This window comes from Methylobacterium sp. P5_C11, from assembly GCF_054049775.1.
On record NZ_JBFULS010000030.1, the window covers coordinates 18,544 to 40,745 of the forward strand.

Genomic DNA, 22,202 nt, shown 5'->3' on the forward strand with positions numbered 1-22,202 from the left:
CGATCACGGCGTCTGCTGCCGCGCGACGCCGAAGCGCACCACGGTCAAGGCGGGTTCGGGCATCTGCGCCGCGGACGCATCGGCCTGCGGCGCGGCTTCGGGCGGGCGCCCGGCATCGGCGAGGCTGCGCAGCGACAGGGACAGGGCACCGACCTTCTGGGCGAGCGCCAGGGTCTCGGCCTGCGCGGGCGTGACGGCGAGGGTCGCGGTCTCCCCGGTGACGACGTTGGTACCGTTCTTCTCCTGGATCAGCTGACCGATCGCCAGGACGCGGATGTCGGTCAGGATCGTCTGGGAGAGCTGCACTTCGCTGTTGTTGGCCCGCGAATTGGATTCGTCGCGGAAGGTCCGGATCACGTCGACGCGGTCGTTGGGCAGGATGAAGCCGCCGGCCGAGTTGGTGCCGCGGCTGTCGGTGACGATGGCGACCGCGCGCAGGCCGGCCGGCAGGATCGCGGCCATGAACCCGCTCTCGGGCCGCACCAGCTTCTGCGCGCGGATCGGCTCGCCCGCCAGGAAGGCCGACCGGACCGAGGCGCCCACGGTCTCGTCGAGGGCCTTCGGGTTGATCTTCCGGGTCATGTAGCCCGTCGTCACGGCGCCGTCCGGCCAGGCTTGCCAGCGCAGATCCGCGGCCCGGAGGACCTGACCCATCGGCATGTCGACGGCGGCCACGAGCACGTCCGTCATCGGCTGCGGCGGTGCCTCGGCCTTCGGCGGCGGCGGCGGAGGCGGCGGGTCGCCGCCGCTCATCAGGAAGGCCGCCCCCGTGCCCGCCGCGAGGGCGATGCCGAGAACGGCGAAACGGGCTGGATTCATCGCATCGCCACGCGCCGGAGACGGCCGGATTGCCGTCCATGACCGGAACCTGCGCGGGGATTCGTGTAATTATGGTTAAGGTATTATAACCTCTCGCGTTGTCGCCGGTCCGGAAACGGGGCGCTTGGAAAGCGCGTCACAATCCGCGGGATCCTTCAGCCTCCCCGCCATCGCGGCCGTGGCGCATCACCGGATCGTGACCTATCGTGCCGCCGGAACCGCCTCAGAAGCGGGCGCTCGGGTGCACCGGGGGGAGACATGATCAGGACATTTGGCGGCGCGGTCTTGGCGACGGCCCTCGCGGGGACCGCGCTCGGCGCCGCCCCGGCGGCCGCGCAGGGGACCTTCTCGGACAACGCAATCCGGATCGGCGTCCTCAACGACCAGTCCGGCCTCTACGCCGAGTACGGCGGCCAGGGCTCGGTCGAGGCCGCCCGCATGGCGGTGGAGGACATGGGCGGCAAGATCGGCAGCGTGCCGATCGAGATCCTCACGGCCGACCACCAGAACAAGCCCGACATCGCCTCGGCGATCGCCCGGCAATGGTACGACCGCGACAATGTCGACGCGATCATGGAGCTGACCACCTCCTCGGTGGCGCTCGCGGTCCAGGGCCTGTCCAAGGAGAAGAAGAAGATCACCATCACCACCGGGGCCGCGACCAGCGACCTCACCGGCAAGGCGTGCTCGCCCTACGGCTACCACTGGGCGTTCGACACGCGGGCGCTGGCGGTGGGCACCGGCGGCGCGCTGACCCGGGCGGGCGGCAACACGTGGTTCTTCCTGACGGCCGACTACGCCTTTGGCTCGGCGCTGGAAGCCGACACCAGCAAGGTTGTGCTCGCCAACGGCGGCAAGGTGCTGGGCAGCGTCCGGCACCCGCTCTCGAACCAGGACTTCTCGTCCTTCCTGCTCCAGGCGCAGGGTTCCAAGGCCAAGGTGATCGGGCTCGCCAATGCCGGCCTCGACACCTCGAACGCGATCAAGCAGGCGGCCGAGTACGGCATCGTCGAGGGCGGGCAGAAGCTCGCGGCCCTGCTGTTCACCCTCTCGGAGGTGCACGGGCTCGGCCTGAAGGTGGCCCAGGGCCTGACGCTCACCGAGGGCTGGTACTGGGACGCCAACGACGAGACCCGGGCCTTCGGCCAGCGCTACATGAAGCGCACCGGCCGGATGCCCAACATGATCCAGGCCGGCACCTATTCGGCGGTCCTGTCCTACCTGAAGGCCGTCAAGGCGGCCGGCACCGACGAGACCGACGCGGTCAACGCCAAGCTCAAGGCGCTGCCGGTGGACGATGTCTTCGCCCATGGCGGGGTGGTGCAGCCGAACGGCCGCATGGTCCACGACATGTACCTGTTCGAGGTCAAGAAGCCGGCCGAGTCGAAGGGGCCGTGGGATCTCTACCGGCAACTCGCCACGATCCCCGGCAAGGAGGCCTTCGCCTCCCCGGCCGAGAGCGGCTGCCCGCTGACGGCGGCGAAGTAGGGACGGGGGAGGGGCGCGAACGCCCCTCCATCATCGCGAGCGGAGCGAAGCGACCCAGGGCCGCGCGACCACGGTGAGCGTGGCGCTGCTGGATTGCTTCGCTCCGCTCGCAAAGACGGCGGCGCTCACGGGGCGCCGATAGGACGCCAGCCTCACCCCGCCCAGACGCGCCGGTACAGCGCCACGATCTCGTCGGCGGTGGGCTCCACCGGGTTGTTGGCCGGGGAGCCGGAGGCCAGCGCCTGGGCCGCCATGGTGGGGAGAAGCGCCTCCCAGCGGGCCGGGTCGATCCCGTATTCCTGCGGACCCGGCACGTCGAGGTCGTCGTTCAGCGCCGCGAGTTCCGCCACCAGGGCCGAGACGGCGGACCGGTCGTCGGTCTCCGCGCGGGCGATCCCGATGGCGCGGGCGCAGGCGGCGTAGCGGTCGATGGCGGCCGGCGCCGAGAAGGCCGTGACCGCCGGCAGCAGCATCGCGTTCGACAGACCGTGCGCCACGTGGAAGTGCGCGCCGATCGGCCGGCTCATGCCGTGGACCAGCGCCACGGACGCGTTCGAGAAGGCGATCCCGGCCTGGGTCGCGCCGAGCATCATCGCCTCGCGGGCCGCCCGGTCGCCCGGATCGGTCCAGACCCGGCGCAGGTTCGGGGCGATCAGCTTCATCGCCTGCAGCGCCAGCCCGTCCGAGAACAGGTTCGACTTGCGCGAGACGTAGGCCTCGATGGCATGGGTCAGGGCGTCGATGCCGGTGTCGGCCGTGAGCCGCTTGGGCTTGGTAAGCGTCAGCTCGTAATCGACCAGCGCCGCCACCGGCAGGTAGGCGAGGCCGATGCACAGCATCTTCTCGTCCGAGGCCTCGTCGGTCACGATGGTGAAGCGGGTCGCCTCCGAGCCGGTGCCGGCGGTGGTGGGGATCGCCACGATCGGCAGGCCGGGCTCGTCCTGCTGGCGGGGCGCCTTGTAGTCGCGCATGTGGCCGCCGTGGCGGGCGAGCACTGCCACCGCCTTGGCGGTGTCCATCGGGCTGCCGCCGCCGAAGCCGACCACGCAGTCGAAGTCGCCCGCCTGGAGGGCCGCGAGCGCCGCCTCTACGGAGGCCACGGTCGGGTCCGGCACGGTTTCGGAGAAGATCGTCGCCTTCGCGCCCGCCCGGGTGAGCCGTTCGAGCAGCGTGTCGATGCCGCCGCTGCCGGCGAGGTAGGGGTCGGTGACCACGAAGGGCCGCGACAGGCCGAGCTGCCCGAGCACCTCCGGCAGCAGCCGCGAGGCGCCGGCGCCGATGCGCATCAGCCGGGGCAGGGCGATCGAGGCGACCATCGTTTGCTCCTCCCATCCGGCGCGCGTCGTGACCTGCCGGAACCGGCGGATCTTAGGGCGCCGGCGCAGCCTGCGAAACTGCCGTGGCTTACAGCATCGGCCCGGCGAACAGCGCCCCCGCCGATTCCACCTCGCCGGCGATGAACCCGGCCACGGCGCGGATATGGGCCGCCTTCCGGTGATCCTCGTGGATGTGCATGTGGAACGAGCGGGTCAGGGACACCGCCCCGGGCAGGACCGGCACCAGCCCCGGATGGGCCGCCGCGATGAAGGCCGGCAGCACGCAGAGGCCGGCGCCGCCGAGCGTCGCGTGGACCTGGGCCAGGAGGTTGGTGGAGCGCAGGCGGGCCGAGACCGCGGGGCCGAGGGCGCCGAGATAGTTCAGCTCGCGCGCGAACAGCATGTCCTCGATGTAGCCGACGAAGGGATGCCCCGAGAGGTCCGCCACCTCCACGATCGGCGCAACCCCCGCCAGGTAGGTTTCGGCCGCGTAGACGAGCAGCCGGTAATCGGTGAGCCGGCGCGCCACCACCCGGGCCTGCTGCGGCCCCGACAGGCCGATCACGATGTCGGCCTCGCGCTTCGACAGGCTGAAGATCCGGGCGGTCGCCATGATCTCCACCTCCAGACCCGGATGGCGCGCGGTCAGCCGGTGCATCCGGGGCGCGAGGAACACGCTGCCGAACCCGTCCGGCGCGCCGATCCGCACCGTGCCGGAGACGGTCTGGGCGGCTTCCGTGGCGGCGCTCGCCGAGAGGAAGGCGCTCTCCATGGCCTCGGCTACGCCGAGCAGGTTGGCCCCGTCCTCGGTGAGGGCGTAGCCGAGGTTGCTGCGGTGGAACAGCCGGGCGCCGAGCCCCTCCTCGAGGGCGCGGATCCGCCGGCCGACCGTGGTGTGCTCGGTCCCGGTGCGCGCCCCGGCGGCGCTCAGGGTCCCTGTCCGCGCCACCGCGAGGAAGAAGCGCAGGTCGTCCCAGTTGGGTCCCGTCCTGGCCATGCTCGCACTCCCGATGTGCATCGATGCACGACGGCTGTAAGCGCATCCGGCTTTATCGCTCAAGCGATCCTGCTAGGGTGCCGCAAAATCTAAACACGACAGGGAGGCGCGCATGCGCACGATCGGACACTACATCGGCGGCCGGAACGTCGGCGGCGAGAGCGGGCGGTTCGCCGACGTGTTCCACCCCTCGACCGGCGAGGTCCAGGCCAAGGTCGCGCTCGCCAGCAAGGCCGAGATGCGCGCCGCCGTCGAGAACGCCAAGGCGGCCCAGCCGGCCTGGGCGGCCACCAACCCGCAGAAGCGCGCCCGCGTGATGATGCGCTTCCTCGAACTCATCCGCGGCGAGAACGACGCGCTGGCCGAGCTGCTCGCCTCCGAGCACGGCAAGACCGTGCCGGACGCCAAGGGCGACATCCAGCGCGGCGTCGAGGTGGTGGAGTTCGCCTGCGGCATCCCGCACCTGCTCAAGGGCGAGTACACGGAAGGCGCCGGGCCGGGCATCGACGTCTACTCCCTGCGCCAGCCGCTCGGCGTCGTCGCCGGCATCACGCCGTTCAACTTCCCGGCCATGATCCCGCTGTGGAAATGCGCCCCGGCCATTGCGTGCGGCAACGCCTTCATCCTGAAGCCGTCCGAGCGCGACCCGAGCGTGCCGATCCGCATCGCCGAGATCTTCCTGGAGGCGGGCCTGCCGCCGGGCATCCTCAACGTCGTCAACGGCGACAAGGAGTCGGTCGACGCGATCCTCGACGACGAGGACATCAAGGCGGTGGGCTTCGTCGGCTCTTCGCATATCGCCGAGTACATCTACGTGCGCGCCGCCGAGACGGGGAAGCGTGCTCAGTGCTTCGGCGGCGCCAAGAACCACATGATCATCATGCCGGACGCCGACATGGGCCAGGCCGTCGACGCGCTGATCGGCGCCGGCTACGGCTCGGCCGGCGAGCGCTGCATGGCGATCTCGGTGGCGGTCCCGGTGGGCGAGAAGACCGCCGACCGGCTGATGGAGAAGCTGATCCCGCGGGTCGAGTCCCTCAAGATCGGCCCGTCCCATGACGGCTCGGCCGATTACGGCCCGCTCGTCACCCGGGAGGCCGTGCAGAAGGTCGCGAGCTACATCGACAAGGGCGTCGCCGAGGGCGCGCAGCTCGCCGTCGACGGCCGCGGCTTCAAGCTCCAGGGCTACGAGAACGGCTTCTATATGGGCGGCTCGCTGTTCGACCGCGTGACGCCCGACATGACGATCTACAAGGAAGAGATCTTCGGCCCGGTGCTCGCGGTGGTGCGGGCCAAGGATTACGAGGAAGCTCTGGCGCTGCCCTCGACCCACCAGTACGGCAACGGCGTCGCGATCTTCACCCAGGACGGCGACGCGGCCCGCGACTTCACCGCCCGGGTGAACGTCGGCATGGTCGGCGTCAACGTGCCGATCCCGGTTCCGATCGCCTACCACACCTTCGGCGGCTGGAAGCGCTCGGGCTTCGGCGACCTGAACCAGCACGGGCCGGACTCGATCCGCTTCTACACCAAGACCAAGACCGTGACGCAGCGCTGGCCGAGCGGCATCAAGAGCGGGGCGGAGTTCTCCATCCCGACGATGCGGTAGAGCGCGACGGCTCAAGGTTGGGGCGCGGGTCCCCTCTCACGTTCGGGAGAGGGCTGCTCTCGCAGAAGGCCGGATGAGGGGTGCGACCTCTCCGGATAGACCTAGTCCCTCACCCCAACCCTCTCCCGCACGGGAGAGGGGGTACGGGGCGCCTCCGGGCGGCCGATGTGCGAACCTCGCGCGGTGGGTGGCGAATATGGGGGAGTTCCCATGAGTTTCGGGCTCGACGAGGATCGGACAGCGATCCGCGAGATGGCCCTCGGCTTCGCGGCCGAGCACATCGCGCCGCACGCCCTCGACTGGGACCGGGACAAGACCTTCCCGGTGAAGACCCTGCGGGAGGCCGCCGCCCTCGGCATGGCAGGCATCTACGTCCGCGAGGATGTCGGCGGCTCGGGGCTCTCGCGTCTCGACGCCACCCTGATCTTCGAGGCGCTGAGCACCGGCTGCCCGACCGTGGCGGCGTTCCTGTCGATCCACAACATGTGCGCCTGGATGATCGACGCCTACGGCGACGACGACCAGCGCCGGCGCTGGATCCCGTCCCTGATGGGGATGGAGCGGATCGCCAGCTACTGCCTCACCGAACCGGGCTCGGGCTCCGACGCCGCGGCGCTCCGCACCCGCGCCGAGCGGGACCGGGACCATTACGTGCTCACCGGCGAGAAGCAGTTCATCTCGGGCGCCGGTGCCAGCGACCTCTACGTCTGCATGGTCCGCACCGGCGAGGCCGGCCCGGCCGGCATCTCGGCGATCGTGGTCGAGAAGGGCACGCCCGGCCTCTCCTTCGGGGCCGACGAGCGCAAGATGGGCTGGAACGCCCAGCCGACCCGCGCCGTGCGCTTCGACGGCTGCCGCGTACCGGTGGAAAACCGCCTGGGCGCGGAGGGCCAGGGCTTCCGCATCGCCATGAGCGGCCTCGACGGCGGGCGGCTGAACATCGCCGCCTGCTCCCTGGGCGGCGCGCAGGCGGCCCTCGACAAGGCGCTCGCCTACATGGGCGACCGCCGCGCCTTCGGGGCGAAGCTCACCGACTTCCAGGCGCTGCAGTTCCGGCTCGCCGACATGGCGACCAGCCTTGAGGTGTCGCGAACCTTCCTGCGCCACGCCGCCTCGGCCCTCGACGCCAAAGACTCCACAGCGACGCAGCTCTGCGCCATGGCCAAGCGCCACGTCACCGACGCGGCCTTCGAGGTCGCCAACCAAGCGCTCCAGCTCCACGGCGGCTACGGCTACCTCGCGGAGTACGGGGTGGAGAAGATCGTCCGGGACCTGCGCGTCCACCAGATCCTCGAAGGCACGAACGAGATCATGCGGGTGATCATCGCCCGCGCGCTGACCGGGGGACGCCGATGAGCGAGGTGATCGTCGAGCGGGTCGGCGCCCTCGGGCGCCTGAGGCTCAACCGGCCGAAGGCGCTGAACGCCCTGACGCACGGCATGGTGGGTGAGATCGACCGGTCGCTCGATGGGTTCTCGGCGGATCCGGGCGTCGCCGCGGTGCTGCTCACCGGAGAGGGCGAGCGCGGCCTCTGCGCCGGCGGCGACCTGCGCTCCCTGTACGAGAGCCCCGATTCCGCCTTCGCGGAAGCCTTCTGGCGCGACGAGTACAGGCTCGACGCGCGCATCGCCGCCTACGAAAAACCTTTCGTGGCGGTGATGGACGGCATCACCATGGGCGGCGGCGTCGGGCTCGCGGGACACGCGGCCCACCGGATCGTCACCGAGCGGTCGCGGATCGCCATGCCGGAGACCGGGATCGGCTACCTGCCCGATGTCGGCGGCACGTGGCTGCTGCCCCGGGCGCCGGGTGAGATCGGCACCTATCTGGGCCTGACCGGCGAGCCGGTCGGCGCCGCCGACGCGATGTTTTGTGACCTTGCCGACGCGCTGGTGCACTCCGCGGCCCTGCCCGATCTGGCCTCCGCCCTCGCGGCGCTGGCGCCGGATGCCGGGGATGACGGCGTGCGGGACGTGATCGCGCGCCTCGCCCAGGATCCCGGTGCGGCGCCGCTGGCCGCCCACCGGGCGGTGATCGACCGCTGCTTCGCCTTCGACATGGTCGACGAGATCCTGTCCGCCCTCGCCGCGGATGGCTCGGACTTCGCGGCCGCGACCCGGAAGACCCTGCTGACCAAGGCGCCGTCGAGCCTCGTCCTGACGCTCTGCCTGCTGCGTCTCGGCCGCGGCGCCCCGAATCTGGAGGCCTGCCTCGAGCGGGAGTTCCACGCCTCGCTGGCGCTGCTGGACGAGGGCGACTTTCGCGAGGGCATCCGCGCCGCGGTGATCGACAAGGACAGGACCCCGCGCTGGAATCCGCCGACCCTCGACGCGGTCGATCCCGCCCGGATCGCCCGCTGGCTGGAGCCGCGGGCGGCGCCGGTGTTTTCCGGTTCACGCACCGGGCCGGTGTGATGTGAGGCCGCTCGCCCAGCCCCGCTTCGGGGTGGCGCTCCCGGATCTCCAGGGGAGCGCAGGTCCCCTCTCCCGTTCGGGAGAGTGCCAGGGTGAGGGACCAGGTTTTTCCGGAGAGGGCGTATCCCTCACCCCAACCCTCTCCCGCACGGGGGAGGGGGCGCGTCGCGCTCGGTTCTGACCGACGTGGCCTGCCGGTGCGGTGAGAGTGCGTGAGGTAAGTCAGGGAGGAATGGGATGGCGCAGACCATCGGGTTCATCGGTCTCGGCAACATGGGCGGCCCGATGGCGGCCAACCTCGTGAAGGCGGGGCACACGGTGCGCGGGTTCGACCTGGCGCCGGCCTCCCTGGAGACCGCTCGCGAAGCGGGGATCGCGGTGGCGGGCTCGGCCCTGGAGGCGGCCGAAGGCGCGGACGTGGTGATCACCATGCTGCCCGCCGGGCGGCACGTGGTCGAGGTCTGGACGCAGCTCGCCGCGGCCCTGCCCGCCGGCACCCTCCTCATCGATTCGTCGACGGTCGACGTCGAGAGCGCCCGCAAGGCCCACGGCCTCGCCGAGGCGCGCGGCTGCCTGTCGGTGGACGCGCCGGTCTCGGGGGGAACCGGGGGTGCCAAGGCCGGAACGCTGACCTTCATGGCCGGCGGCGCCGCGGCGGCCTTCGCCAAGGCCGAGCCGCTGCTGAAGGCGATGGGCAAGAACGTGTTCCATTGCGGCGATGCCGGCGCCGGACAGGCGGCCAAGATCTGCAACAACATGATCCTCGGCATCTCGATGATCGGCGTCAGCGAGGCCTTCGCGCTGGGAGAGAAGCTCGGGCTGTCGCACCAGGCGCTCTACGACGTGGCCTCGGTCTCCTCGGGCCAGTGCTGGTCGCTGACCACCTACTGCCCGGTGCCGGGGCCGGTGCCAACCTCGCCGGCCAACACCGGCTACAAGCCGGGCTTCGCCGCCGCGCTGATGCTCAAGGATCTCCGGCTCGCCCAGGCCGCTGCCATTGCCGCGGGGGCCGCGACGCCGCTGGGCGCGGAGGCCGCGCAGATCTACGGGCTGTTCGAGGGGGCCGGCCACGGCGGAGAGGACTTTTCCGCGATCATCCGTATGCTCCGCGGGCAGGGAGGCGAGTCGTGAGCGACCTATACGAGACGATCCTGACGGAGACGCGCGGGCGCGTCCTGCTGATCACCCTCAACCGGCCGAAGGCGCTGAACGCCATCAACGCGCAGCTCACCCGGGAGGTGATCCGGGCGGCCACTGAGGCGGATGCGGATCCGGGGATCGGCTGCATCGTCGTGACCGGCTCGGCCAAGGCCTTCGCGGCCGGCGCCGACATCAAGGAGATGCAGCACGCCACCTACGCGGAGATGTACGCGGGCGACCGGTTCGCCGACTGGGACCGTTTCATCGCCGTGCGCAAGCCGATCATCGCCGCCGTGGCGGGTTACGCTCTGGGCGGCGGCTGCGAGCTCGCCATGATGTGCGACATCATCCTGGCGGCCGACACGGCGCAGTTCGGCCAGCCCGAGATCAAGCTCGGCGTGATGCCGGGGATCGGCGGCAGCCAGCGGCTCACCCGCTTCGTCGGCAAGGCCAAGGCCATGGAGATGTGCCTGACCGGCCGGATGATGGACGCCGCCGAAGCGGAGCGCGCCGGCCTCGTCTCCCGGGTGATCGCCGCCGACCAGCTCCTCGACGAGGCCCTGAAGGCGGCCGAGACGATCGCCTCGATGTCGCTGCCGATCGCCATGATGACCAAGGAGGCAGTCAACCGTTCGTACGAGACCACGCTGACCGAGGGCATCCGCTTCGAGCGGCGGGTCTTCCATGCCATGTTCGCCACCAAGGACCAGAAGGAGGGCATGGCCGCCTTCGTGGAGAAGCGGCCGCCCCGGTTCGAGAACACCTGAACGCGGCCTTTCCCATCCGGGACGGGCGGAGGGAAGGGCCGGACCGCAGACACGACATCGAGGGGGGACGACCATGCCGAGCTTCCGGGAGGCCCGCGATCTTCTGCTGGCCCACCGCACCGATTACGCCGCCGCCGTCTCGGCCTTCGCGTGGCCGGATCCGGTGCCGTTCAACTGGGCGCTCGACTGGTTCGACGCCGTCCTCGCTGGCCCGGAGAGCCGCGATCGCGCCGCCCTGCGGATCGTCGAGGCCGGCAGCGGCACCGAGCAGAGCCTGACCTTCGGTCAACTCGCGGCGCGGTCGAATCAGGTGGCCAACCACCTGCGGCAGCTCGGCCTGAAACGCGGCGACCACCTGCTCCTGCTCCTCGGCAACGTTCCCGCCCTGTGGGAGACCATGCTGGCGGCGATGAAGCTCGGGGCCGTGGTCATCCCGGCGACGACGCTGCTCACCGCCGATGAACTCGCCGACCGCCTCGCCCGCGGGCGTCCCCGGGCGATCGTCGCCGGCCCGGAGCAGATCGCGCGCTTCGCGGGTCTCGACACCGGCGGTGTCATCCGCCTCGTCACCGGTGCCGCCCAGGAGGGCTGGGCCGCTTACGACGCGGCCTTCGGCGCCGCGGACGGCTTCGCGCCGGACGCGCCGACCGCGGCCGACGACCCGCTTCTGCTTTACTTCACCTCCGGCACCACCGCGAAGCCGAAGCTGGTGCGCCACAGCCACCGCTCCTATCCGGTCGGGGCGCTCTCCACCATGTACTGGCTCGGGCTCCAGCCCGGGGACGTGCACTGCAACGTCTCCTCGCCTGGCTGGGCCAAGCACGCATGGTCGTCGTTCTTCGCCCCGTGGAACGCCGGCGCGACCATCCTGGTGATCAATCAGGCGCCGTTCAACGCCGCCGCCTTGCTGGCGCAGCTGGAGCGCACCGGCGCCACCACGCTGTGCGCGCCGCCGACCGTGTGGCGGATGATCATCCAGGAGGATCTCACCGGCCGTAACCTCGCCCTGCGCGAGGTCTGCGCGGCGGGCGAGCCCCTGAACCCCGAGGTCATCGAGCGCGTGAACTCCGCCTGGGGCCTCACGATCCGCGACGGCTACGGCCAGACCGAGACCACGGCGCTCATGGCCAACACGCCCGGCCAGCCGGTGGTGCCGGGGGCGCTCGGCCGGCCCCTGCCGGGCTACCGGGTCCGCGTCCTCGATCTCGACGGCCAGCCGGCCTCCGAGGGCGAGGTCTGCCTCGAACTCGGCGCCCATCGGCCCGCCGGCCTGATGCAGGGCTACGACGACGGCCAGGGCCGCCTGTCGGGCGCGGACGGCGACCTCTACCACACTGGCGACGTCGCCTTCGTGGACGAGGAGGGGTGCTACACCTTCGTGGGCCGCTCCGACGACGTGTTCAAGTCCTCCGGCTACCGGATCAGCCCGTTTGAGCTGGAGAGCGTCCTGATCGAGCACCCCGCCGTGGCCGAGGCCGCGGTGGTCCCGGTGCCCGATCCGATGCGCCACACCATCCCGAAGGCCTACGTGTCCCTGGTGGCGGGCGCCTCGCCGGGGCCGGAGACGGCGCTCGACATCTTCCGCTTCACCAACGCGCGGCTCGCGACCTTCAAGCGCCTGCGCGGCCTCGAGTTCGTCACCGACCTCCCCAAGACGATCTCGGGCAAGATCCGTCGGGTGCAGCTGCGCCGCCTGGAGCACGAGGGCGTCACCGACGATCCGCATCGCGGCCGGGCCTACACGCAGGCGGATTTCCCGGAGCTGAAGGGCGAGGCGGAGCGCAAGCTCGACCAGACGGCCGGGTGAGGGGCACCGCACGCGGTGTCCTTGCCGTGCAGATCACCTGGAATCCGCGCGACGGACGAGGCGCAGGGATGCGTCGCCGAGCGGACCGCCTTGACGGCCGGGCTGCCGGCGCCGCCTCCGTGAAGATCCGGGCGCCTTGAACGATCGCTCAAGGTTTCCGTTTCCCGAAGCCGACAGCGCAGTTTTGCCGCGCTTCCCAAGCCTGCCGTCGACGCTGTCGCGCATCGGCTCGCCCCGGGCGGCAGATCGATAAAATTGCCCGCATCCGCTTCAGCGCCGCGGAGGCTCTGCGGCGCAATCCTGGCCTCAACAACGGGGACGGGTTCGATGGGCGCGGGGCTTCTCAGGATCGTTCGGGGTGTGCTGGCCGGTGCTGCGGCACTGCTCGGCCTCGCCGCGACGGCGCAGGCGCAGACACTGGCGAGCCTTCCGAGCGACGTTGGGGCGCGGGTTCAGGGGGAYGCCAAGCCGATCGCGGCGTGGGTGACGTTCTGCCAGRGCTACGCGGCCGAGTGCGCGGTGGACCGGAGCGAGCCGGCGCGGATCAGCCTGACGCCGTCGACCTGGGCGACGATCGTGGCGGTGAACCGYCGGGTSAACAAGGCGGTCGAGCCGATGACCGATCAGGACCAYCTGCACGTGGCCGACCGCTGGGACCTGGCCGAGGAYGGGATCGGCGACTGCGAGGAYTTCCAGCTGCTCAAGCGCCACCTTCTGGTCGAGGCCGGGCTGCCGCGGCGGGCGATGCGGATGACCGTGGTGATCGACGAGAAGGGCGAGGGCCACGCGGTGCTGACCCTGATCACCGACCGGGGCGACCTCGTGCTCGACAACAAGACCAACGCGATCCTGGCCTGGCACAAGACCGGCTACGTGTTCATCAAGCGCGAGAGCCAGGACGCGGTCGCCTGGGTCTCSCTCGGCGGCGTCACCTCCCCGGTCACAACCGCCAATCGCTGAGCGGTCGTCGGCACGCCTGCCTCAGTGGGCGCAGCACTCGGTGCGCCGGCAACAGGTCTTAACGGTACGCTAACCCTGTCGGCGGCACTCTGTCCCGGGACGGAGTGCCTGATTGATGTCGCGAGCCCGCCACGTATCGCAGGTCCTGGTTTGCGCCGCGCTGCTGGTCGCGGGCATTGCCTGCCGAGCGCAGGCCGCCGGCGAGACCGCAATGCGGCACGAGACGTGGCGCGACTGCCTCAGCCGCAATTTCCGGATCCAGGCCGTGCTGACGGAGCGGGATCTGGCCGCCGATGCGGCCTTCGTTGCGTGCCGGGGACCCGAGGAGGCCTATCTCACCGCTCTGGCAAGCTCGCCACTCCTCGACGAGGTGGATGTCGCGCGCGCCCGCCCGCTCGTCGCCGGGCGCATCCGAGCCTGGCTGATCGGAAGGAGCGGGTAACGCGTCGGGGCTCAAAGGCGCAGAGCCCGTGTGCCGTTGACGGAGCAGCCGCGCTGGCGCCGCAGTCGGAAAGCTCAGGACCGTTCCCGGCCACGGTGGAGCATGGCGCGGGTCTGGGCGGGCATCCTCGATTCAGTCGATCCGCCGCGCCCCTGCGTCCGCATGGGACAGCCTTCCCGTGGTAAAGGCTGCGCGATCGAAAACGGGTCTAGGCACCGCAGGCACAACAGTTCCGAACATTCGAGATCCTCTCTTCGGGGGTCCCATGAGTCGGGTCCGACGTCCCGTAAGCCCGCCAATGCCTGATCCACTGTCTGACATAGTGTGGGCCTCTCGGCGTCGCCGCCAGCTTATGGGCCGCCCAGCAATCAGCCAGCTTCCGGGACGTGGTTTGGACGGCTAGGAGGCCGTATTCGTGAACGACGTAGAAATGACTCGCGTCTGATATCTGGGCATCGATTTGCGATGCCCGTGAGGGACAATAGAATAGGGTGCCTGAACTGAGAGCCGCGACCTTTCCGGATGTCATCGCGCAGCTGTTCGTGACGGGAACGCTGAGTAGGATTCCTGAAGGATCCCATTGTGGAAATGAGTTCACTGTAGAAATGATATAAAGAATTGCCGATACGCTTATATTTTTGTGGATAGGCATTTGATTTCTGCCGAATCGGACAGTACGGCAAAACGTATAGCAGATTTTTTCAACGCCCGATGCTTGGTTTTAGCTTCGACGTTCCGCGCGAAGCGGCCCAAGGTCGCACGGCGACGGCCAGCGGACGATCGATAATCCGGCTCCCGGAAGCCGGATCCTGCGCCGTCAGGCTTTCAAACGGGCCTTGATCCGCCGGGTGAGCCCGTCGCGGACATCCCGGTAGGCCTCGAGGCGCTGCTCCCGGGAGGCGTCCTGCACCAGCGTCGGATCCGGGGTCGGCCAGTATTCGACATCGGCCGCGAGGGTGTGCGTCAGATCGAGCGCCCGGTGATGCGCCTCCGGGGCGAGGGTGATGATCAGGTCGAAGTTCAGCCCCTCCCAATCCTCCAGTTCCTCGATGGTGCGCGGGCGGTGCCGGGTCGCGTCGATCCCGACCTCGTCGAGGGCCGCGATCATGAACGGGTCGGTGGGCTCGCCGGAGCGGACCCCGGCTGATTGCACATAGGTGGACTTGCCGAAATAGGCGCGCGCGATCGCTTCCGCCGCCACCGAGCGCACGGCGTTGTAGTTGCACATGAACAGGACGGACTGCACCCGCCGCTTCTTCGCAGGAGCGTCGGGCGGAGACGCGGGAATGGGCTCAGCCATCGCCGGTCGGCGCAGAGGGCACCCTAGCCCTTCCAGTGCAGGGCGAAGATCAGGGTGAACAGGCGCCGCGCCGTGTCGTGGTCGAGGTCGACCTTGCCGTCCAGGCGCTGCTTCAAGGTCTCGGACGCCTCGTTGTGAAGCCCGCGCCGGCCCATGTCGATCGCCTCGATCTGCGAGGGCGAGGCGGTGCGGATTGCGTTGTAGTAGCTCTCGCAGATCATCTCGTAGTCGCGGATCACCCGCCGGAACGGCGTGAGGGACAGGAGGTGGGTCATCACCGGCTCGCCGTCGACCGTCGCAATCGCGAAGGACAGCTTATTCTCGACGAGGCCGAGCGTCAGGGCGTAGGGGCCTTCCCGATCCGGGATCGCGAAGCAATTGTCCTCCAGGATGTCGAACAGCGCGATCGCCCGCTCGTGCTCCTGATCCGGGTTGCCCCGGGCGATGGACGCCTCGTCCAGGCTAACCTTCGCGAGGCGGTTCGGCCCGCGCTGCTTCTCCGCCATCCCCAAAACCTCACAGGTTCAGCCGGATCGCGACGGAGCGGGCATGCCCCTCAAGGCCCTCCGACCGGCCGAGGCTTATCGCCGCCGGACCGAGCGCCCGCAAGCTATCCGGCGTGCAGGCGAGGATCGTCGTCCGCTTCATGAAGTCGAGAACCCCGAGGCCGGAGGAGAACCGGGCCGAACGGGCGGTCGGCAGGACGTGGTTGGGGCCGCCGACATAGTCGCCGATTGCCTCCGGGGTGTGCGACCCGAGGAAGATCGCGCCGGCGTTGCGCACCTTGGCGGCGAGCGCCTCCGCATCCTGCGTCTCGATCTCGAGGTGCTCGGGGGCGAGGCGATCGACGAGCGGGACGGCCTCGTCGAAGTCCCGCACCCGGATGACGGCGCCGTAGTCGCGCCAGCTCGCCCGGGCGATCTCCTGGCGCGGCAGGGTCGTGAGGGCGCGCTCCACCGCGCCCTCTACGGCATCGGCGAGTTCGGCGCTGTCGGTGATCAGGATCGCCTGGGCGGCCACGTCGTGTTCGGCCTGCGCCAGCAGATCGGCGGCGATCCAGTCCGGATTGGCGTGCCCGTCGGCCAGGATCAGCACCTCGGAGGGACCGGCGATCATGTCGATCCCGACCTGGCCGAAGACCCGGCGCTTGGCCGCCGCCACCCAGGCATTGCCGGGTCCGACGACCTTGGCGACCGGCGCGATGGTGGCGGTCCCGTAGGCGAGCGCCGCGACCGCCTGGGCGCCACCCACCCGGTAGACCTCGTGCACGCCGGACAGCTGCGCCGCGGCCAGGACCAGCGGGTTCATCTGGCCGTCCGGAGTGGGGACCACCATGACGATCCGCGGCACGCCGGCGACCCGGGCCGGAAGCGCGTTCATCAGCACCGAGGAGGGATAGCTCGCCGTCCCGCCCGGAACGTAGAGTCCTACCGATTCCAGCGCCGTCCAGCGCCAGCCGGCCGTGACGCCCAGGGCGTCGGTGGCGCGGTGATCGGCGGGCCGCTGAGCCCGATGGAAGCTCTCGATCCGCTCGGCGGCGAGGCGCAGGGCCTCTAGGGAATCCGGCGGGCAGGCCGCGACCGCTGCGGCGATCTCCGCCTCGGTGACGCGCAGGTGCCCGGCGGAAAAATCGCCGCCGAGCCGGTCGAAGCGCCGGGTGAAGTCGACCAGCGCCGCGTCGCCGCGGGCGACGACGTCCGCGATGATGCCGCGCACGGCCTCGTCCACGTCCTCGGCGATTTCGCGCTTCACCGTCAGGAGACGCGCGAAGGCGGCGGCAAAATTCGGATCGCTGCTGTCGAGCCGGACCATCGGGAAGCCTTTCGTCTCGCGTCAGGCCGCCGGGCCGGCGGCCGTATCGGTCGTGTCGATGTCGTGGCCGGGGCGCGTGGCGGATTCCCAGACCGGGCCGAGGTCCTTCATCCGGACTTCGATGCACTCGACCTCCAGCCGAAGGGCCGCTCCGCCGGAGAAGACCAGGTCGATATACCCGGAAGGCGCATCCGTCGGCTCGAAGGTGAGGGCGAGCAGGCTCATCGGAGTGTTGTCGCCCGGCGTCAGGCCGCGGCTCTTGACGCTGCGGACGCGCTCGAAATGCAGGCCGCTGAGGCGCCGCCGGGGCGGGGCGTCCGGCGTCCAGTCGAAGCGCCGCGCGGCCATGAGGAAGCGCTGCTCGCCGGCGAGATACGTCAGGTCCTCCGGCCGGAGGATCGCATCCTGCAGGTGCGCGGAGATCACGGTCAGGTCCTCGGTGTCGAGGGCGGCGAGCCTGAGCAGCTCCATGCAGGGGGTCCTCGGGAAACACGGGTCGCGGGTCGGGCGGCAAAGTGCCCCGCGGCAGGGCGTAGGTAGCGGCGCGGTCCCGTTCGGGCAACGGCTGGCTTGGGGGTCGCGATGTCGCCACGGCCCAGGCTTGGCCCAGCGCGGGCGCCTAGAAGCCACGATGGTGGATTTCAGGCAGGATGTCAGATGTGGAAGCACATCGTAAGCGCGGCCGTGACCGCACTGGCGCTTGGGCTGCCCGCCGCCGATCCGGCTGGCGCGCAGATGGGTCCAAACGCGAGACCCTACATCTACGGTCGGCCGGGCACCGACCGGGCGGACGACGCGCCGCCCCGGTACAGGCCCCCGCCACCGCCGGCGGATTTCGGCCCGGACTGGCCGCCGCCGCCCGATGACGCCGACGACCGGCCCCGGCCGCGCTGGCGCTATCGCACCGAGCGGCGCCGGGAGGCCGATAGCGTCTGCGTCACCGCCCGCGGTACCTGCCTGACCCGGGCCGCACCGCCCGACACACCCTGCGGGTGCGGGATTTCCGGTTTCGGACATGCCCGTGGCCGGATCGAGGACTGAGCGCGCGGGCCGCCGGACCCGCGCCGCGTCATGCGATCACGCCCGCACGCGCTCGATCTGTGCGCCGCAGCGGCTGAGCTTGGCTTCCAGCGCCTCGAAGCCGCGGTCGAGGTGATAGACCCGGTTGATCTGGGTTTCCCCCTCGGCGGCGAGACCGGCGATGACCAGCGACACCGAGGCGCGCAGGTCCGTCGCCATCACGGGCGCGCCCTTCAGCCGCTCCACGCCCTCGACGATGGCGAGATCGCCCTCGAGGCGGATCTTGGCGCCGAGACGGGCGAGTTCCTGCACGTGCATGAACCGGTTCTCGAAGATCGTCTCGCGGATATGCGACTGTCCCTTGGCCAGCGTCATCAGCGCCATGAACTGCGCCTGCAGGTCCGTGGGGAAGCCCGGGAACGGGTCCGTGGTCACGTCCACCGCGGCGATGCCGGCGCCGTTGCGGCGCACGCGGATCCCGCCCTCGACCTGGCTGATCTCGGCGCCGGTGGTCGAGAGCACGTCGAGGGCCGAATGCAGGAGGTCGGCCCGCGTGTCCTTGAGGACGACGTCGCCGCCGGCCATCGCCACCGCCATCGCGTAGGTGCCGGTCTCGATCCGGTCGGGCAGCACCGCGTGGCGGGCGCCGCCCAGCCGGGCCACGCCCTCGATCTCGATATGCGGCGTGCCGGCGCCGCGGATCTTGGCGCCCATCTTGTTCAGGCATTCGGCGAGATCGACCACCTCCGGCTCGCGGGCGGCGTTCTCGATCACCGTGGTCCCGTAGGCGAGGGCGGCGGCCATGAGGGCCACGTGCGTGCCGCCGACCGTGACCTTCGGAAAGGCGATCTCGGCGCCGCGCAGGCCGTTCTTGGTCCGTGCGACCACGTAGCCGGCATCGATGTCGATCTCGGCCCCGAGCTTCTGCAGGGCCATGATCAGCAGGTCGACCGGGCGGGTGCCGATGGCGCAGCCGCCGGGAAGTGACACCTTCGCCTCGCCGAACCGGGCGAGCAGCGGTGCGATCACCCAGAAACTGGCCCGCATGGTCGAGACCAACTCGTAGGGCGCCGTGGTGTCGATGACGTTCGAGGCGGTGAGCCGGATGGTCTGACCGGTCTCGGTGGTCTGACCCGGACGCTTGCCGACGACCATGTGGTCGACGCCGTGATTGCCGAGGATCCGCGTCAGCGCCGCGATGTCGGCCAGCCGCGGCACGTTGATGAGTTCGAGCGTCTCGCCGGTGAGAAGGCTCGCGATCATCAGCGGCAGCGCCGCATTCTTGGCGCCCGAGATCGGGATCACGCCGTTGAGCGGCGTGCCGCCGGTGATGTGGATGCGGTCCATACTGTGTCCTCGGGCCGCGCCCCACTGGGGCACGCGGCCGTGTTCCTCGCGGGCGCCGGCGCCCAGGCTTGGCCGGTGCTATAGACCGGATTTGTCGGAATCGGGACCGCGGGTTTCGCGCTCTTCCCGGAGGGGCTCCGCATCGGCCGCAGGCGAGACCTCGGCCCGGCCGCGTTCCTGGGCCTTCCGGCGGCGCAGGTTCTGACGGAGCGCCGCCTTCAGGCGCGCGGTGCGCGCATCCTTGGATTCACTCATCGCGCGACCCTTCGTCGCCGCAGGCAAGGAGCCTGGGCCGCCGAAGCAAACATGCTCGACCCGCGTGACGACATGGGGGAACGCTGCGTCCTGATCCGTGAAGAGAGCCGGAAGATCGGCCGCAACGCTAGCCGGTTCGGGCGTGCCTCTCAACGGATGCAACGCTGCGATGCCGGAACCTTACCTTGAACCAGTTCCAGATCCGCGCGTATCTTCCACCCCTCATACGAAGGACTGGACCGAGGCCAAACCTCGATCGCGGGCCTGGGACACCGCAAGTGGTGTCGCCCGCGCGGCCGAACACGCGAAGGACGCTCGATGACCGTCACCCGGATGCCCAGCACGATGCTCGCCGCCGCGGGATCGACGCGCGCCGGCTCTGGCTACGAGTCCTATTTCCGTGGCGCCCTGGACCAGCTGCACGGCGAGCGACGCTATCGCGTCTTCGCCGATATCGAGCGCATCTCTGGGCGCTTTCCCACCGCCAAGTGGCGTCAGCCCGAAGGCAAGACCACCGAGATCACCGTGTGGTGCTCCAACGACTACCTCGGCATGGGGCAGCACAAGGAGGTCGTCGCGGCGATGACCGAGACCGCTGCCCGCTGCGGCGTCGGCGCTGGCGGCACCCGCAACATCGCGGGCAACTCCTCGCCGCTGGTCGACCTCGAACGCGAACTCGCCGACCTACACGGCAAGGAGGCGGGCCTCGTCTTCACCTCGGGCTACGTCTCGAACCAGGCCGGCATCTCGACCATCGCCAAGCTGATCCCGGACTGCCTGATCCTGTCGGACGCCTTCAACCACAATTCGATGATCGAGGGCGTGCGCCATTCCGGCTGCGCGAAGAAGATCTTCCGCCACAACGACCTCCAGCACCTGGAGGAGTTGCTGCGGGACGCGGGCGACCGGCCCAAGCTGATCGTGTTCGAGTCGGTCTACTCGATGGATGGCGACGTGGCGCCGATCGGCCGGATCTGCGACCTCGCTGACCGCTACGGGGCGATGACCTACCTGGACGAGGTCCACGCGGTCGGCCTCTACGGTCCGCGGGGCGGCGGCATCGCCGAGCGCGACGGCGTGATGCACCGGGTCGACGTGATCGAGGGGACCCTGGCCAAGGGCTTCGGCTGCGTCGGGGGCTACATCGCCGCATCGGCGGCGATCTGCGACGCCGTGCGCAGCTTTGCGCCCGGTTTCATCTTCACGACAGCTCTGCCGCCTGCGGTGGCGGCTGCCGCCCGGGCCTCGGTGCGCTACCTCAAGCGCTCGAGCGCCGAGCGGGAGGCGCATCAGCGGCAGGCTGCCGCCACCAAGGCGGCCCTGACCGAGGCCGGCCTCCCGGTCCTCGAGACCGAGACCCACATCGTGCCGGTGATGGTCGGCGACGCCGAGCTGTGCAAGGCGGCGGCCGACCACCTGCTGGAGCACCACGCCATCTACATCCAGCCGATCAACTACCCGACGGTGCCCCGCGGCACCGAGCGGCTGCGCATCACGCCTTCGCCGTTCCACGACGCGACCCACATCGCCCGGCTCTCCGCCGCCCTCGCCGAGACCTGGGAAGCCCTGGATCTGCCCCGGGCCGGGACGGTGTTCGTCGAGGCGGCGGAGTAGGGACCCCGCGCTCCTCCGCGACAGGCCGTCGGAAGCCCTGCCCCGTTGGCGGGCGGCGTGAAGGCGGATGAGCCATCGCTCGACCACAGCAGGCGTTCAACCCTGGCCGTCGCGGTGCGAGGGCCACGCGCACCGCTCCCATGTCCCATGCCCGTCTCGTCTTTTCCGCCACCGGCCTGTAACGACGGGGCCAATCCTTCCTGCGAAAAGTCCGACCATGATCTCCTCTCCGCTCATGACCGTGATGGTCGATGCCGTGCGCAAGGCCGCCCGGGGCCTGCGCCGCGACTTCGGCGAGGTCGAGAATCTCCAGGTCTCGCGGAAGGGCCCCGGCGACTTCGTCTCGGCCGCGGACCGCAAGGCCGAGGAGGTGGTGCGCGACGCCCTGATGAAGGCGCGCCCGGGCTACAGCCTCGTGCTGGAAGAGAACGGCGTGATCGAGGGCACCGACAAGAGCCACACCTGGCACGTCGATCCCCTCGACGGCACCTCGAACTTCCTGCACGGCGTACCGCACTTCGCGGTCTCGGTCGGCCTCGAGCGCGAGGGCCAGATCGTGGCCGGCGTGATCTTCGACCCGATCAAGGACGAGCTGTTCGTCGCCGAGCGTGGCAAGGGCGCCTACCTCAACAACCGGCGCCTGCGCGTCTCCGGCCGGCAGGACATGGCCGACGCGCTCATCGGCTACGGCACGCCCTATCTCGGCCGCGGCAGCCATCCGCGCCTCCTGCGCGAACTCGGCGCCGTGATGGCGGTGGCCGGCGGCACCCGCCGGATGGGCTCGGCGGCCCTCGACATGGCCTACGTCGCCTGCGGGCGCCTCGACGGCTACTGGGAGCGCGACCTCCAGACCTACGATTTCGCCGCCGGCGTGATCCTGGTCCGCGAGGCTGGCGGCTTCGTGACCTCGGCGGACGGCGCCGCCGAGCCGCTGGCGCCGCGCTCGGTGGCCTGCGGCAACGAGGGGCTGCACCGGGAACTCGTCGCCATCCTCAAGAAGGTCCAGGCGGCCTGAGCCCAGGCATCGTCCCGACAGGTGCGCCCCGACCTTCGGAAACGATGATGCGAAACCAAGACTCTGGCGCCGCGTCTCGG

General features: G+C 70.3%; 21 protein-coding genes. 12 read left to right on the forward strand and 9 right to left on the reverse strand.

From position 1 onward, the window contains the following. Positions 1-3: 3 nt before the first annotated feature. The gene (gene cpaB, locus ACXJKQ_RS16520) at positions 4-819 is read right to left on the reverse strand and encodes a Flp pilus assembly protein CpaB (protein ID WP_457106818.1); all 816 of its coding nucleotides are present in this window, start codon (positions 817-819) and stop codon (positions 4-6) included. A gap of 258 nt (positions 820-1,077) precedes the next feature. Here cpaB and ACXJKQ_RS16525 point away from each other — a divergent pair, with 258 nt between their 5' ends. Next, on the forward strand, positions 1,078-2,307 hold the full coding sequence (locus ACXJKQ_RS16525; protein ID WP_457106819.1) for an ABC transporter substrate-binding protein: 1,230 nt from the start codon (positions 1,078-1,080) through the stop codon (positions 2,305-2,307). A gap of 152 nt (positions 2,308-2,459) precedes the next feature. Here ACXJKQ_RS16525 and ACXJKQ_RS16530 read toward each other — a convergent pair whose 3' ends face one another. Both ACXJKQ_RS16530 and ACXJKQ_RS16535 read right to left on the reverse strand, forming a co-directional pair. Then, complete coding sequence (locus ACXJKQ_RS16530; RefSeq protein WP_457106820.1) at positions 2,460-3,623, reverse strand: iron-containing alcohol dehydrogenase; 1,164 nt, start codon at positions 3,621-3,623, stop codon at positions 2,460-2,462. An 88-nt stretch (positions 3,624-3,711) separates the two neighbouring features. After that, complete coding sequence (locus ACXJKQ_RS16535; protein ID WP_457106821.1) at positions 3,712-4,620, reverse strand: LysR family transcriptional regulator; 909 nt, start codon at positions 4,618-4,620, stop codon at positions 3,712-3,714. Between the two features lie 112 nt (positions 4,621-4,732). On the opposite strand from ACXJKQ_RS16535, the gene ACXJKQ_RS16540 reads away from it, so the two are divergent. The 8 genes from ACXJKQ_RS16540 (at position 4,733) to ACXJKQ_RS16575 (ending at position 13,759) form a co-directional block, all read left to right on the forward strand. Then, complete coding sequence (locus ACXJKQ_RS16540; RefSeq protein WP_457106822.1) at positions 4,733-6,229, forward strand: CoA-acylating methylmalonate-semialdehyde dehydrogenase; 1,497 nt, start codon at positions 4,733-4,735, stop codon at positions 6,227-6,229. 210 nt (positions 6,230-6,439) lie between these two features. Further along, positions 6,440-7,585 (forward strand): isobutyryl-CoA dehydrogenase, encoded by a 1,146-nt coding sequence (locus ACXJKQ_RS16545; RefSeq protein ID WP_457106823.1) that lies wholly within the window; start codon positions 6,440-6,442, stop codon positions 7,583-7,585. Next, the gene (locus ACXJKQ_RS16550; protein WP_457106824.1) at positions 7,582-8,643 is read left to right on the forward strand and encodes an enoyl-CoA hydratase/isomerase family protein; all 1,062 of its coding nucleotides are present in this window, start codon (positions 7,582-7,584) and stop codon (positions 8,641-8,643) included. Before ACXJKQ_RS16545 ends, ACXJKQ_RS16550 begins: the two co-directional genes overlap by 4 nt. Positions 8,644-8,880: 237 nt before the next feature. Continuing rightward, entirely contained in the window at positions 8,881-9,774 is an 894-nt protein-coding gene (mmsB, locus tag ACXJKQ_RS16555; protein WP_457106825.1) for a 3-hydroxyisobutyrate dehydrogenase, read from the forward strand. After that, the gene (locus ACXJKQ_RS16560; protein WP_457106826.1) at positions 9,771-10,550 is read left to right on the forward strand and encodes an enoyl-CoA hydratase; all 780 of its coding nucleotides are present in this window, start codon (positions 9,771-9,773) and stop codon (positions 10,548-10,550) included. The genes mmsB and ACXJKQ_RS16560 overlap by 4 nt, the downstream gene beginning before the upstream one ends. 73 nt (positions 10,551-10,623) lie before the next feature. Then, positions 10,624-12,357, forward strand: coding sequence for an AMP-binding protein (locus ACXJKQ_RS16565; RefSeq protein ID WP_457106827.1), 1,734 nt, complete (start codon positions 10,624-10,626; stop codon positions 12,355-12,357). A gap of 327 nt (positions 12,358-12,684) precedes the next feature. Beyond that, positions 12,685-13,317, forward strand: coding sequence for a transglutaminase-like cysteine peptidase (locus ACXJKQ_RS16570; protein WP_457106828.1), 633 nt, complete (start codon positions 12,685-12,687; stop codon positions 13,315-13,317). A 115-nt stretch (positions 13,318-13,432) separates the two neighbouring features. Continuing rightward, complete coding sequence (locus ACXJKQ_RS16575; RefSeq protein ID WP_457106829.1) at positions 13,433-13,759, forward strand: hypothetical protein; 327 nt, start codon at positions 13,433-13,435, stop codon at positions 13,757-13,759. 817 nt (positions 13,760-14,576) lie between these two features. Here ACXJKQ_RS16575 and ACXJKQ_RS16580 read toward each other — a convergent pair. Genes ACXJKQ_RS16580 through ACXJKQ_RS16595 form a run of 4 tightly spaced genes read right to left on the reverse strand, consistent with a single transcriptional unit; the run spans position 14,577 to position 17,342 of the window. Further along, positions 14,577-15,059, reverse strand: a complete 483-nt coding sequence (locus ACXJKQ_RS16580) for an arsenate-mycothiol transferase ArsC (protein ID WP_457106830.1) — start codon at positions 15,057-15,059, stop codon at positions 14,577-14,579. Between the two features lie 23 nt (positions 15,060-15,082). Continuing rightward, on the reverse strand, positions 15,083-15,565 hold the full coding sequence (locus ACXJKQ_RS16585) for a UPF0262 family protein (RefSeq protein WP_457106831.1): 483 nt from the start codon (positions 15,563-15,565) through the stop codon (positions 15,083-15,085). A 10-nt stretch (positions 15,566-15,575) separates the two neighbouring features. Then, positions 15,576-16,871 (reverse strand): histidinol dehydrogenase, encoded by a 1,296-nt coding sequence (gene hisD / locus ACXJKQ_RS16590; protein ID WP_457106832.1) that lies wholly within the window; start codon positions 16,869-16,871, stop codon positions 15,576-15,578. A gap of 21 nt (positions 16,872-16,892) precedes the next feature. Further along, positions 16,893-17,342, reverse strand: coding sequence for a DUF2948 family protein (locus tag ACXJKQ_RS16595; protein WP_457106833.1), 450 nt, complete (start codon positions 17,340-17,342; stop codon positions 16,893-16,895). Positions 17,343-17,528: 186 nt separating this feature from the next. Between ACXJKQ_RS16595 and ACXJKQ_RS16600 the strand changes: the two genes are divergently transcribed. Further along, on the forward strand, positions 17,529-17,912 hold the full coding sequence (locus ACXJKQ_RS16600) for a hypothetical protein (protein ID WP_457106834.1): 384 nt from the start codon (positions 17,529-17,531) through the stop codon (positions 17,910-17,912). A gap of 36 nt (positions 17,913-17,948) precedes the next feature. Here the strand turns inward: ACXJKQ_RS16600 and murA are convergent, their stop codons facing one another. Together murA and ACXJKQ_RS16610 are read right to left on the reverse strand one after the other, a co-directional pair. Further along, positions 17,949-19,238, reverse strand: coding sequence for a UDP-N-acetylglucosamine 1-carboxyvinyltransferase (gene murA, locus ACXJKQ_RS16605; protein WP_457106835.1), 1,290 nt, complete (start codon positions 19,236-19,238; stop codon positions 17,949-17,951). A gap of 78 nt (positions 19,239-19,316) precedes the next feature. Then, a complete protein-coding gene (locus ACXJKQ_RS16610) occupies positions 19,317-19,493 on the reverse strand; it encodes a hypothetical protein (RefSeq protein WP_457106836.1) in 177 nt (58 codons plus the stop codon). Positions 19,494-19,838: 345 nt separating this feature from the next. Between ACXJKQ_RS16610 and hemA the strand changes: the two genes are divergently transcribed. Then, positions 19,839-21,107: a 5-aminolevulinate synthase gene (gene hemA / locus ACXJKQ_RS16615; protein ID WP_457106858.1), complete on the forward strand. Its 1,269-nt coding sequence runs from the start codon at positions 19,839-19,841 to the stop codon at positions 21,105-21,107. A gap of 217 nt (positions 21,108-21,324) precedes the next feature. Continuing rightward, complete coding sequence (locus tag ACXJKQ_RS16620; protein ID WP_457106837.1) at positions 21,325-22,122, forward strand: inositol monophosphatase family protein; 798 nt, start codon at positions 21,325-21,327, stop codon at positions 22,120-22,122. Positions 22,123-22,202 lie beyond the last annotated feature (80 nt).